6 protein-coding genes are annotated in these 13770 nt (G+C 70.6%); 3 read left to right on the forward strand and 3 right to left on the reverse strand.

Annotated elements, in window-relative coordinates:
- Window positions 1-114: 114 nt before the first annotated feature.
- Entirely contained in the window at window positions 115-1074 is a 960-nt protein-coding gene (locus tag GTZ93_RS25120) for a hypothetical protein (protein WP_306464186.1), read from the forward strand.
- Here GTZ93_RS25120 and GTZ93_RS25125 read toward each other — a convergent pair.
- The 3 genes from GTZ93_RS25125 to GTZ93_RS25135 form a co-directional block, all read right to left on the reverse strand.
- The gene (locus GTZ93_RS25125) at window positions 1068-1268 is read right to left on the reverse strand and encodes a putative periplasmic lipoprotein (protein ID WP_121777057.1); all 201 of its coding nucleotides are present in this window, start codon (window positions 1266-1268) and stop codon (window positions 1068-1070) included. The two genes, GTZ93_RS25120 and GTZ93_RS25125, sit on opposite strands and share 7 nt — an antisense overlap.
- Window positions 1269-1276: 8 nt before the next feature.
- The gene (locus GTZ93_RS25130; protein ID WP_139917686.1) at window positions 1277-1996 is read right to left on the reverse strand and encodes a YcnI family copper-binding membrane protein; all 720 of its coding nucleotides are present in this window, start codon (window positions 1994-1996) and stop codon (window positions 1277-1279) included.
- Between the two features lie 94 nt (window positions 1997-2090).
- The gene (locus GTZ93_RS25135) at window positions 2091-2933 is read right to left on the reverse strand and encodes a hypothetical protein (protein WP_161663038.1); all 843 of its coding nucleotides are present in this window, start codon (window positions 2931-2933) and stop codon (window positions 2091-2093) included.
- Between the two features lie 741 nt (window positions 2934-3674).
- On the opposite strand from GTZ93_RS25135, the gene GTZ93_RS25140 reads away from it, so the two are divergent.
- Window positions 3675-9056, forward strand: coding sequence for a non-ribosomal peptide synthetase (locus GTZ93_RS25140; RefSeq protein WP_161663039.1), 5382 nt, complete (start codon window positions 3675-3677; stop codon window positions 9054-9056).
- A gap of 43 nt (window positions 9057-9099) precedes the next feature.
- Window positions 9100-13758 (forward strand): type I polyketide synthase, encoded by a 4659-nt coding sequence (locus GTZ93_RS25145; protein WP_139917692.1) that lies wholly within the window; start codon window positions 9100-9102, stop codon window positions 13756-13758.
- Window positions 13759-13770: the final 12 nt, after the last annotated feature.

Here is a 13770-nt window from a genome sequence, read left to right on the forward strand (position 1 = left end):
GACATGGAGATTCTGCTTCGCTTTCCACCTCTTCCTCCGAGCCTTCGCATATGGATCGACGTCAACCCGATTGACCTATTCGCGGAGGAAGCCCGCTGCCAGGCGTTCGTGGAGATGGTCCGTGCATGGGCCATCCACTATCCCGTCACTCACGCCTCGGCCCACAGCCTGGCCGACAAGGAACTGGCGGACTTCCCCTCTTTTGGCCGGGACAACGAGACGACCTTCCGGGACGGCTTCGATAAGGTCTACGAAGTCTGCTGGCTCAACGTCTTCGGCGCGAAGCTCGTGGACACCGTCGGCCGCGAGCGCATGCGCTCCACGCCCGCCCACCGCGTCGAAGAACTCCCGGACGGATCCATCCTCCTCGTCACCTGGCCCACCGCCGCGGACTTCGCCAGCGAAGCCGCCCGAGTCGCCCAGGCCCGCGCATGGGTCCACCTTCGGCCGGACCTCGACTTCAACACGGTGATGGCCATCCTCCGCGAACGAAGCGCGACCCTCGCCCCCGTCGAACCCCGCTTCGCTCCGGACGTCGCCGCGCTGCTCTCACGCCTCCCCGAATACTCATCCCTGGCCCAGCGCCAGCGGCGCATCGCGGAGCTCAACGCCTACGTCCCTCCAGAGCCAGACGAATGGCTCCCCCTGGACGCCGCCCTGCCTTCAGACGTGGCCGACCCGAAAGCCGCCCTCGATCAGTACGCATACTTCGCGGAACGCCTCGTGGCGCTGCTCCACACGCCGGTGCCCTCCGTGTTCAAGGGGTCCCCCGAATCCCTGACGGACATCGACGTCCACTTCTGGAAGGAGACCTTCCCGGACACCTTCGAGCGGCACAACATCGATGCCATCGCCGTCCCCGCCGTGGGTGCCTACCTGGGCGAAGTGCTGGTCAAACACCTGGGCGGACAATGGCTCCCACGCAAGCAATGGATGGAAGCCCAGGTCCGAGTCGGTGACCGCGTGTGGCTGCCCTTCGCCCGCGCGCACCGCTACATGCGGTCCACGCAGGCGCTGTTGGACCACTCCCTCACCCAGCTCTACCGCGTCGCCGAACGCCACGCCCGCTACTGAGCGGGCGGCTTGAGGTCGTCCGGCAACCGCTCCAGCGGAGGACGCTCCAGCGCCCCCGGCCGCTCGACACCAGAGGCCGTACCCGCGTCCTCCACGATGGTGCCCGCATCGCTCTGCCCCGTGGGCGGCGGCGAGGGCTTGTCCGAACAGCCGGCGAGAACACCGACGCACAACACGAAGATCCAGTGGCGCATGGTCGCTCCTAGTACTTCACCCAGATGACCGTGCCCGGATGGATCTGCGTGAGCGCGGTGACACCAGACTCCTTCTCGATGAGCGCCTGCGTGACGGGGTTGAAGCTGTACGCCTGCGTGCCAGACCAGACAATGAGCGCGTCCTTGAACACGGTCAGGTCATGCACATGCTCCTCCACCGTGTACTGGTTCCAGCCCGGCAACCGAGAGGGCATCAGGTAGAGCGACGGTGCCGGGTTCTCCGAAGCCCCCGTGCCCGCGTCCCCATCGTGGTTGTGCTCACCGCCCGCGGTGCCCGTCCACTCCACCACCGTCAGCGCGCCGCCCTGCGTGCTGCACGTCTGCGTCGTGGGGAAGAACAGCGTGGTGAACGGCTTCGAGGGCAGCTTCATGCGCAGCCCCAGGTGGAAGAAGTGCGTGTCCGCCGCCTTCACGTTGCCCGTGGGCTTCGTCCACGTCACCGCCGTCACGTTGCCGGAGGCATCCTTCTCCACCTCGGCCGTGCCGAACACGGAGTCCACCGGGCGCACGTTCGTGACGCCCTCCGGAATCTGGACCCGCATCTTGTACGTGTCCGCGCCGTCACAGCCGTGGCTCACCGTGATGTCAGCCTCGAAGGTCGCCCCGGCATAGGGAGGCGTGGCACCCGCCACCGCCGCGTGCGCGAAGGCGGATGAGGACAGCAGCGAACCCGCGACAACACACAGCGGCCCCAGGGAAGACTTCATCGGGTGACTCCGGGAAGAAAGGAACATTCCGGATATCAGCCTCCCGTGGCACGAACGCTGCGGTCATTTGTCGCAGCGCCCGCACCGGGCATCCTCACGGCAGCGCGATGCGCCCCGGAGCGTTCTGGGCGCCCTGCTCGGTGTGACAGCTGTTGCAGTCCCCGTTGCTCTGCGGCGTGGCCATCATCCGCGACGTGCCATCCGGCCCCACCAGCCGCGCCCGGTACGGCATCGGGAAGGACGGCTGGAGCGTGGTGGACATGAAGTTGCCCGCGGAGTTCGGCACCAGCGTGAGCCGCACCTGATCCTCCAGGTCCAGGATCTCCACCTTCACGTTCGACGGCTCCTGCAGCCGCGGATCACACCCGTCCGCCTCGTGGAGCGTCGGGAACACCGTGCCCGTGAAGAAGTACGCCACGGAGGGCGCCTGCTCCAGGTGGCAGCTCCGGCAGGCGATGCCGGGCGCCATGTAGGCCCCGGTGCCGCTTGCCTCGGACCAGATGCTCCCGCTCGCGCACGTCGTGGGCGCGGGACCAGCGGGCAGGCTGCCGCAGGTCCCCGCCGGCATCCCCGACTCCAGCCACCCCATGAGCAACGCCCGCTCCGCTTCCGGCATCGGCGGCTCGGAGGCCGGCGGCATCGGAGACTGCGCGTCCTTCATCCGCGTCAGGCTGCGCTGCCCCATGCTGCTCTGGGCGTCCACCATCGAGGCCCGCTGGAAGTCGGAGCGCGCCAGCAGCGCCATGGGCGCGTACGCCTTCGCGGGCGTGGTGTGGCAGTACGCGCAACGCTCCGCGATCACGGCCTGCACGTCACAGGGCAGGCTGTCGGGGCCTGGATCCACCACGCCCGCGTCCAACACCACCGCCATTTCCGGCTCCGCGGAACACCCCAACGCTCCACACAAGAGCAGCGCCTTCCACGTCCACCGCGTCACGTCCCGACTCCATCCCGGCATGGCTCTCACACTCCCGGGCGGCGTCTACCACGCGCGCAGTGCTCCCCCCGTGCGGCAAAACCGCGCAGGGCCATGTCGGACCCACCCCGTATCCTCCTCAAACACTCATCAGACGAATTCAAGGAATCCCATTTTCACTGGCAATTCCCAGACACAGACAGCCGCCGGGCGATCCCACCGAGGCCAGACGCTCGCGGGGAGGCGGACCCATACACTCCGCGTGTTCCCGTCGCATGATCCGATGTGTCACGTTTACACGGACACCGCGCGCACTATCCCGCGAACAGGGGAGGTCCCCGGGTTTCCGACCTTGGGGGTCATTTGAATGTTCCTCCATTCGCGCGATGAAGTGACGGGCGGCCCAGACGCTCTCCGAATTCCGTCACCATGAAATTCGCACCCTGCTCCGCTCCTGATTCACGAGCTCTCCGCCGTGCCCACCGGCCGGCAAGGCTCCAATGTGGGTGGGGGGGATTGCTCGCGCCCGCGCCAGGCGATACATGCGCGAGACAACGCCCCTTCACGGCGGGTGCTGATTGCGACTGACCTCTTGAATCCCTGTCTTGCCGGGAGACAGCAGCCCCCCGGCCCCTGAATCCGCGTCTCCGTGCTCTCAGTGCACGGAAACACCCCCGCCTCGCAGGAGTCGCGTCAATGCCCACTGGAACCACGCCCGGTTCTTCCCCGGTCCCTGAGTTTGCGTTTTCCACCCTGGTTGAATTGCTTCGCGTTCGCGCAAGCACCCAGGGCGACCGTCGCGGATTTACGTTCCTGCTGGACGGGGAAACGGACGAAGCGCACCTGACGTACGCGGAGCTGGATCAGAAGGCTCGCGCGATCGCGGCGGCGCTCCAGGCGCGCGGAGCCCAGGGACAGCGGGCGCTGCTGCTGTACCCGCCCGGGCTGGACTACATCGCCGGGTTCTTCGGCTGTCTGTACGCGGGCGTGATCGCGGTCCCCATCTATCCGCCGGACCCCATGCGCCTGGCGCGCACGCTGCCGCGCCTATTGGCCATCAGCCAGGACGCGCAGGCCACCATCGCCCTCACCACCGACTTCATCTACGGCATGGGGGAGATGCTCTTCGAGCAGGCGCCGGAGCTGCGGGAGCTGCACTGGATCGCCACGGACACGCTGGACGCGGAGGTCGCCGAAGGGTGGAAGGACCCCGGCGTGGCCACGGACACGCGGGTGTTCCTCCAGTACACGTCCGGCTCCACGTCGTCGCCCAAGGGCGTGGTGCTGACGCACGGCAACCTGCTGCACAACTCGAAGCTGATCCACTCGTGCTTCGGTCACTCCACGCAGAGCCAGGGCGTCATCTGGCTGCCGCCGTACCACGACATGGGCCTCATCGGCGGCATCCTGCAGCCGCTGTACGGCGGCTTCCCGGTGACGCTGTTCTCGCCGGTGGACTTCCTCAAGCGCCCCATGCGCTGGCTGGAGGCCATCTCCCGGTACAAGGCCACCACGAGCGGCGGGCCGAACTTCGCGTTCGACCTGTGCGTGCGCAAGAGCACGCCGGAGGAGCGCGCGAAGCTGGACCTGAGCCACTGGGACCTGGCCTTCAACGGCGCGGAGCCCATCATGCCGGACACGCTCCGGCGCTTCGCGGAGGCGTTCGGACCGCAGGGGTTCCGCTCGGAGGCCATCTATCCCTGCTACGGCCTGGCGGAGGGCACGCTCATCGCCTCTGGCGGTGACAAGCGCGAGCTGCCGGTGCAGCGCACCGTGGACGGGGGCGCGCTGAAGGACAACCGCGTGGTGGCGAAGGAGGCGGCGAGCCCCGGCGCCCAGACGCTGGTGGGCTCCGGCCGCAACCTCACGGATCAGCGCCTGGTCATCGCGCATCCGGAGACGGGCGCGCCGCTGGCCGCGGGCCAGGTGGGCGAGATTCGCGTCGCTGGACCCAGCATCGCGCAGGGCTACTGGGGCCGCGATGAGCAGACGCGGACCACCTTCCAGCAGCCGCTGGCCGGCACGGGTGATCCGACGCCGTTCCTGCGCACGGGCGACCTGGGTTTCCTCGCGGACGGCGAGCTGTTCGTCACCGGCCGACTGAAGGACCTGATCATCATCCGCGGGCGCAACCACTACCCGCAGGACATCGAGCGCACGGTGGAGTCCGCCCACCCCGCCATCCGCCCCGGTTGCACGGCGGCGTTCTCCATCGAGCAGGACGACGAGGAGCGCCTGATCGTCGTGACGGAGGTGGACCGCCGCGCGGTGGAGCGCGACGGCGTGGACCTGGACGCGCTGGCGCAGGGCATCCGGCAGGCCGTCGCGGCCGGACACGACCTGCAGGCCCAGGGCGTGGTGCTGCTGGGGCCGGGCGCCATCCCGAAGACGTCCAGCGGCAAGATCCAGCGCTTCGCCACCCGCGCGGAGTACGTCGCGGACACGCTGGAGGCGCTGCACAAGAGCGTCATCGCCGCCGCTCCCACGCAGGTGCCCGAGGCCGTGAAGACCGCCGCTCCGGAAGCCGCCGCCGCGCCCGCGCCGGTGGGCCCGGACACCAGCATGCTGCAGAAGATGCTGGCGGTGGTGACGGACGTCACCGCGCGCCGGGCCATGGTGGCGGTGTTCCTCCAGGAGCAGGCCGCGCAGGTGCTGCGGCTGCCCACCGCGCAGGTGGACGTGCAGAAGCCGCTGCATGCCTACGGCGTGGATTCGCTGATGGCGGTGGACTTCAAGAGCGCGGTGGACGCGGGGCTGGGCATCGACCTGCCGCTGTCGGACGTGCTCCAGGGCGTGTCGCTGTCGAAGCTTGCGGAGGTCGTGGTGACGCTGATGTCGGCGCCCCCGTCCCAGCAGTCCTCCAGCGCGGTGGCCGCCTCGTCCGCCACCGGTGACGCGCCCCTGTCCGGTGGACAGCAGGCGCTGTGGTTCATGCACCAGCTCGCGCCGGAGAGCGCGGCCTACCACGTGCCCGTCGCGGTGCGCGTGCGCGCGGGGCTGGACGCGAACGCGCTGAAGGGCGCCTTCGAGGCGCTGGTGGCCCGCCACCCTGCCCTGCGCACCACGTTCGTCATGGCGGCCACCGGCCCCGTGCAGCGCGTGCACGCGGAGCTGCCGCTGGACTTCACCACCACGGACGCGAAGGGCTGGAGCGACGAGCAGGTCGCGGAGCACCTGTCCGCCGAGGCCCGCCGCCCGTTCGACCTGGAGAAGGGTCCGCTCCTGCGCGTGCGGCTGGTGTCGCGGTCCGCGGAGGACCACGCGCTGCTCATCGCCATGCACCACATCGTCACCGACTTCTGGTCGCTGGCGGTGATGGCGGAGGAGCTGGACGCGCTCTACCCGGCGCTCAAGCTGGGCAAGCGGCCCACGCTGGCGCAGCCCGCGCGCACCTACGCGGACTACGCGCGCTGGCAGTCGGAGATGCTCGCCGGTGCTCGTGGCCAGGCGCTGGAGAAGTACTGGCGCGAGCAGCTGTCCGGCACGCTGCAGGTGCTGGACCTGCCCACGGACCACCCGCGGCCCCCGGTGCAGACCTTCAACGGCCGCGTCCACACCACCCGGCTGGACGCGAACGTCGCGAGCGCGGTGAAGACGCTGGCGCGCGACAACGGCGCCACGCCGAACATGGTGCTCCAGACGGCGTTCCAGGTGCTGCTGCACCGCTACACCGGCCAGCAGGACTTCACGCTGGGCGTGGTGAGCGCGGGCCGCGGACGCGCGGAGCTGGCGGGCATCACCGGCTACTTCGTCAACCCGCTGGTGGTGCGCACGCGGCCGTCCCCCTCGCTGTCCTTCACGGACTACCTGGCCCAGACGCGCCAGACGATGCTGGGTGCGCTGGAGCACCAGGACTACCCCTTCAGCGCGCTGGTGGACCGGCTGCAGCCGGTGCGTGACCAGAGCCGCTCGCCGTTGTTCCAGGTGATGTTCGTCTACCAGCGCGCCTCCAAGCTGGACGAGCGCGGCCTCACGCCCTTCGCCCTGGACATCCCGGGCGCGAAGTCCACCGTGGCGGGCCTGCCGATTGAATCGCTGCTGCTGTCGCATGGCGGCGCGCAGTTCGACCTCACGCTCACCATGGGCGAGGCGGACGGCGAGTTGGTGGCCTCCTTCGAGTACAACACCGACCTCTTCGAGGCCGGCACCATCGAGCGCATGGCCGGGCACCTGGCCACGCTGCTGTCCGGCATCGCCGCCCAGCCGGGCCGCGCGCTCGCGGGGCTGCCGCTGCTCACGCAGGCCGAACAGCAGCAGCTGCTGGAGACCTGGAAGGGTCCGCGCGTGCCGCTCACGCAGGCGGACATGCTGCCCGCGCTCTTCGCGGCGCAGGTGGCTCGCACGCCGGACAACGTCGCGGTCCTCTTCAAGGACGCGCAGCTCAACTACCGTGAGCTGGACGCTCGCGCGGGGCAGCTCGCCGCGTGGCTGCGCGGCGCGGGCGTGAAGCCGGGCGACATCGTCGGCATCTGCCTGGAGCGCTCGGTGGAGACGCTGGTGTCCGTGCTGGCCGTGATGGCCGCGGGCGCGGCGTACGTGCCCATCGACCCGGCATATCCCTCCGAGCGCGTGGCCTTCATCCTGGGCGACACGCAGGCGCCGGTCCTCATCACCCAGTCCTGGCTCCAGCGCACGCTGCCCTCCGGCATGTCCGCGCGCACGCTGTTCGTGGACCAGCCGCTGGACGGCGCGCTGTCCTCCGCCCCCGCCGCGACGGTGGCGGCCGGGGACCTGGCGTGCCTCGTCTACACCTCCGGCTCCACCGGCCAGCCCAAGGGCGTGATGCTGGAGCACGGCGGCCTGGCGAACCTGGTGCGCTCCTTCGTGGAGTCCTACGCGCCCACCGCGACGGACCGGATGCTGCCGCTCACGTCGGTGGCCTCCGCCAGCTTCGTGGGCGAAATCCTCCCGCTCCTGTGCACGGGCGGCGCGCTGGTGCTGCCCACCGAGGATGAGATCCTCGACCAGGAGAAGCTGTACCAGCTCATCACCCGCCACACCGTCACCATCGTGAGCACGGTGCCCGCGGTCATCGCCGGGCTCAACGCGCGCCTGGAGCAACTGCCGCCGCTCAAGCTGGTGCTCTCCGGCGGCGAGGCGCTGGTGGCCAGCGACGTGGAGAAGCTGCTCGCCACGGTGCCGGTGGTGAACGGCTACGGCCTCACGGAGACCACCGTGTGCTCCACCTACCACCGCATGGCGGTGGAGGACCTGCAGGGACACGCGTGGGTGCCCATTGGCCGGCCCGTCATCAACACGGACGTGTACGTGCTGGACGCGGAGCGCAACCTGCTGCCCGTGGGCGTCGCCGGTGAGCTGTACGTGGGCGGCCTGGGCGTGGCGCGCGGGTACTGGAAGCGGCCGGAGCTGACCACGGAGCGCTTCGTCGCGAACCCGTTCGGCTCCGACAAGGGCGAGCGCCTGTACCGCACGGGCGACCGCGCGCGGTGGCTGCCGGACGGCGTGCTCACGTTCCTGTCCCGCGCGGATGATCAGGTGAAGATCCGCGGCTTCCGCATCGAGCTGGGTGAGGTGGAGGCCGCCGTGCGCCGCCACCCGGCCGTGAAGGACGCGTTCCTGATGGCGCGCGAGGACTCGCCCGGCGACAAGCGCCTGGTGGCCTACGTGGTGCTGGGCGAGCCCGCGCCCACGCACTCCGACCTGAACACGTTCCTCGCGGAAGGGCTGCCGCCGTACATGCTGCCGTCCGCGTACGTGCCGCTGTCCGCGCTGCCCCTGTCGCCCAACGGCAAGGTGGACGCGAAGGCGCTGCCCGCGCCGGAAGGGGCTCGCCTCGCTTCCGGCGTCGCCTACGCCCAGCCGCAGAGCGCGGTGGAGCGCAGCGTGGCGGCCATCTGGGCGGCGGTGCTCAAGGTGGAGCGCGTCGGCCTCAACGACAACTTCTTCGAGCTGGGTGGCAACTCGCTGCTCATCGCGCAGGCCCACCGGCGGCTGAAGGAGGAGCTGGGCGCGGAGCTCGCGCTGGTGGACATGTTCAAGTTCACCACGGTGAGCGCGCTGGCCCAGCACCTGGCGAACAAGGGCGAGGACTCGGGCGCCGCCTCCCAGAAGATCAAGGACGAGGCGGAGCGCCGCCGGGCCGCCCAGGCGCGGCGTCAGCAGGCGCGCGGCCGTGGCAAGTAACCAAAGACTTTCAGGCACACCCCAGGTTTCGAAGGACGGCTCCATGAGCACTGACACCCCCGAAGTGGATGGCATCGCGGTCATCGGCCTGGGCGGGCGCCTTCCCGGCGCGAAGACCATCGCCGAGTTCTGGAAGAACCTCACCGGCGGCGTGGAGAGCATCACGTTCTTCACCGATGAGGAGCTCATCGCGGAGGGCGCCGACCCCGCGATGGTCCGCGCGCCCAACTACGTGAAGGCCCGCGGCACGCTGGGCGACACGGATCAGTTCGACGCGGCCTTCTTCGGGATGAACCCCCGCGAGGCCGCGCTGATGGACCCGCAGCACCGCGTCTTCCTGGAGTGCGCGTGGGAGGCGATGGAGGCCGCCGGCTACAGCCCGGAGCGCCAGCCCGGCCGCGTGGGCGTGTTCGGCGGCATGAGCATGAACACGTACCTGCTCTCCAACCTGTACTCGCACCTGGCGCACGTCGCGTCGGTGGAGAGCCTCCAGGCGTCCATCGGCAACGACAAGGACAGCCTCACCACGGAAGTGGCGTACCGGATGGACCTGAAGGGCCCTGCCGTCACGGTCCAGTCCTCGTCCTCCACGTCGCTCACGTGCATCCACTACGCCTGCCAGAGCCTGCTGTCGTTCGAGTGCGACATGGCCCTGGCCGGTGGCGTGTCCATCCACTTCCCGGAGAAGGCGGGCTACCTGTACCACGAGGGTGGCACCACGGCGCCGGACGGCCACTGCCACACCTTCGACGAGGAGGCCGCGGGCTTCGTCGCCGGCCACGGCGCGGCGGTGGTCGCGCTCAAGCGCCTGTCGGACGCGCTCAAGGACGGTGACACCGTCTACGCGGTGGTGCGCGGCTCGGCGGTGAACAACGACGGCTCGCAGAAGGTCAGCTACATGGCGCCGGCCGTCGCGGGTCAGGCGGAGGTCATCGCGCTGGCGCAGGCCGTCGCGGGCGTGGATCCGGACTCCATCGGCTACGTGGAGGCGCACGGCACGGCGACCAAGGTCGGTGATCCGATTGAGGTCGCGGCGCTCACGCAGGCCTTCCGCCAGGGCACGGACAAGAAGAACTTCTGCGCGCTGGGCTCGGTGAAGAGCAACATCGGCCACCTGGACTCGGCGGCGGGCGCGGTGGGCTTCATCAAGGCGGCCCTCACGCTGCACCACAAGGTGATTCCGCCCAGCCTCAACTTCAAGAAGCCCAACCCGGCTTGCGACTTCCCCAACAGCCCGTTCTACGTGAACACGGAGCTGCGCGACTTCCCTCGCGGTGAGACGCCGCGCCGCGCGGGCGTCACGTCGCTGGGCATGGGCGGTACCAACGCGCACGCCATCCTGGAGGAGGCGCCGGAGCTGCCCGCCACCGACAAGGCCCGCCTGCCCGCGCAGGTGGTGCTGCTGTCAGCGCGCACGGAGAACTCGCTGGAGGTCGCCACCGACCGGCTGGCCGCGCACCTGCGCGAGAACCCCAACGTGGACCTGGCGGACGTGGCGCACACGCTCCAACTGGGCCGCAAGCGCTTCGGCAAGCGCCGTGCGGTGGTGGCGCGCACCACGGCGGAGCTGGCCTCCGCGCTGGCGGAGCGCACCCCGGGCCGCGTCTTCTCAGGCAGCGCGGAGAACAGTGGCCGTCCGGTGATGTTCATGTTCTCCGGCCAGGGCTCGCAGTACGTGGACATGGGCCGCGAGCTCTACGAGACGGAGAGCGCCTTCCGCGCCCAGGTGGACACCTGCGCGGAGAAGCTCAAGCCGCACCTGGGCCTGGACCTGCGCACGGTGCTGTACCCGGCCGCGGAGTCGCGCGAGCTGGCGTCGGAGCGCCTCAAGCAGACCGGCCTCACCCAGCCCGCGCTGTTCGTCATCGAGTACGCGCTGGCGAAGCTCTGGGAGTCGTGGGGCGTGACGCCGCACGCGATGGTGGGCCACAGCATCGGTGAGTACGTGGCCGCGTGCCTCGCGGGCGTGTTCACGCTGGACGACGCGCTGGCGCTGGTGGCCGCGCGTGGCCGCCTGATGCAGTCGCTGCCCGCGGGCTCCATGCTCGCGGTGTCCCTGCCGGAAGAGCACGTCACGCCCATGCTGCCGGAGGGCCTGTCCGTGGCGGCGGTGAACAGCCTGGCCACGTGCGTGGTCGCCGGCCCCACGCCGCTGGTGGACGCGTTCGTGGAGACGCTGAAGCTCCAGGGTCTGGCGTCCTCGCGGCTGCACACGTCGCACGCGTTCCACTCCGCGATGATGGACCCCATCCTGGACTCCTTCCGCGAGGCGGTGCGCAAGGTGGCCCGGAAGGCGCCGACGAAGCCCTACCTGTCCAACGTCAGCGGCACCTGGGTGACCGCCGAACAGGCCACGAGCCCCGACTACTGGGCGAAGCACCTGCGCGGCGCGGTGCGCTTCGCGGACGGCGTGGGCGAGCTGCTCAAGGAGTCCGACGCCATCCTGCTGGAGGTGGGCCCGGGCAACACGCTCGTCACGCTTGCGCGGCAGCATCCGGACAAGGGCGCGAAGCACGCGCTGATCAACTCGCTGCGCCACCCGAAGGAGCAGGTCGCGGACCTGGACCACGTACTGGCCACGCTGGGCCGGCTGTGGCTGGAGGGCGTGGAGGCGGACTGGGACGCGTTCCGTGGCGGAGAGAAGCGCCGCCGCATCGCGCTGCCCACGTCCCCCTTCGAGCGTCAGCGCCACTGGGTGGACCCGCGCAAGGAGACCGCCGCCGACGGCGAGCGCGCCGAGTGGGCGTCCGCGGATCAGAAGCAGCCCGTGGCCCGCTGGTTCTACCTGCCGTCGTGGCAGCGCGCGCTGCCGTCGCCGCAGGGCACCTGGAGCGAGAAGAAGGCCACCTGGTGGCTGCTGCTCCCGGACGACGCCAACGAAGGCGTGGGCGCGCGGCTCGCGCTCAAGCTGGGTGAGGCCGGCCAGGACGTGGTGCGCATCACCCCGGCCGCCGTCACCGCGAAGCACGACGAGCACCACTGGTCGCTCGCGCTTGGCGGCGAGGCCACGGTGCTGGAGGCGCTCACCGCGCAGGGGCGCGCCCCGGACCACGTGCTGCACCTGGGCACGCTGGGCCTGGGTGACGCGCACGGCGAGGCGGACTTCGAGTCCGCGCTGGGCAAGGGCTTCCTGGGGCTGTTGTCCCTGGCGCAGGCCCTGGGCCGTCAGCCGGGCACCCGGCCCGTGTCGCTGGTCGCCGTGACGAACCGCATGCAGGCGCTGGGCGACGAGGCGCCGAACCCGGAGCTGGCCACGGTGCTGGGCCCGGTGCGCGTCATCCCGCAGGAGTACGGCCACCTGTCCGCGAAGGCCGTGGACGTGCGCCTGCCGCCGTCCGGCAGCTGGCAGGAGACGGCGCTGGTGGAGGCCCTGCTGTCCGAGGCCGCCACGCCGTCCAAGCTGGAGACCGTCATCGCGTACCGGGGCGGGGCTCGCTGGGTCCAGCACTTCGAGCACGTGCCGGCGGACGCGCCGCGCACTGCCCAACTGCCGCTGCGCGACGGGGGCGTGTACCTGCTCATCGGCGGCTACGGCACGCTGGGCTTCTCCCATGCGAAGTCGCTGGCGAAGCGGACGAAGGCGAAGCTGGTGCTCGCGGGCCGCACGGCGCTGCCGGAGCGCTCGCAGTGGGACGCGCACCTGTCCGCCCATGGCGAGGACGACGCCGTCTCCCGCCGCATCCGTCAGGTGCGGGAGCTGGAGGCGCTGGGCGCCCAGGTGCACACCGTGTCCGTGGACGCGGGCAACAAGGTCCAGGTGAAGGAGACCGTGGACGTGGCGCTGACTCACTTCGGCGCCCTGCACGGCGTGGTGTTCGCGGCGGGTGACGTGGGCCAGGCGCTCTTCCGCGCCATCCCGGACACCCGGCCCGAGGACGTGCGCGACACCTTCCACGGCCGCGTGCGCGGGCTGTACGCGCTGGAGGAGGCCGTGCGCGGACGCGCGCTGGACTTCTGCGTGCTGTCGTCGTCGCTGGCGGCGGTGCTGGGCGGTCTGGGGCTCGCGTCGTACTCGGCGGCCACGTCCTTCATGGACGCGTTCGCCACGAAGCAGGCGCAGACGTCGCCGGTGCCGTGGATGAGCGTGGGCTGGGACGCGTGGCAGTACGAGTCCCGCGCGGGCGGCGCGCAGAGCCCGTTCGGCGCGCTGGCCATCACGGCGGCGGAGGGCGAGGACGCCTTCGAGCAGCTCTTCCAGTTGGGCGCCGTGTCGCACGTGGCCGTGTCCACGAGCAACCTGCGCGCCCGCGCGCGCAAGTGGGCCCAGCCGGCCGCCGCGCAGGAGCAGGCGGAGGCGAAGCAGGAGGCGGGTTCGTCCCTGGGCACCACGCCCCGGCCCGCGCTCCAGAACGCCTACGTGCCGCCTCGCGACGAGCTGGAGGAGAAGATTGCCCGCCTCTGGCAGACGACGCTGGGCATCGACCAGGTCGGCGTGCACGACAACTTCTTCGAGCTGGGTGGCAACTCGCTCGTCGGCGTGAAGCTGATTGCCCGCGTGCGCGAGCAGTTCGGCGTCGCGCTGCCGGCCGTCACCCTCTACGAAGGCCCCACCGTGGGGGCGCTGGCCAGGCTGCTCAAGGCCGCCAGCGGCACCGAGGACACGGAAGCCGCGCCCGAGGAGACCGAGGCGCTCAGCCGCGGGGAGCGCCGCCGCGCGCGCCGCACCAACCGCCGGGGAGACAGCGCCTCCGACGAGGAGTAGCCGTCCCCTCTC

It is taken from the genome of Corallococcus exiguus (assembly GCF_009909105.1).
Classification (GTDB): Bacteria; Myxococcota; Myxococcia; order Myxococcales; family Myxococcaceae; genus Corallococcus; species Corallococcus exiguus.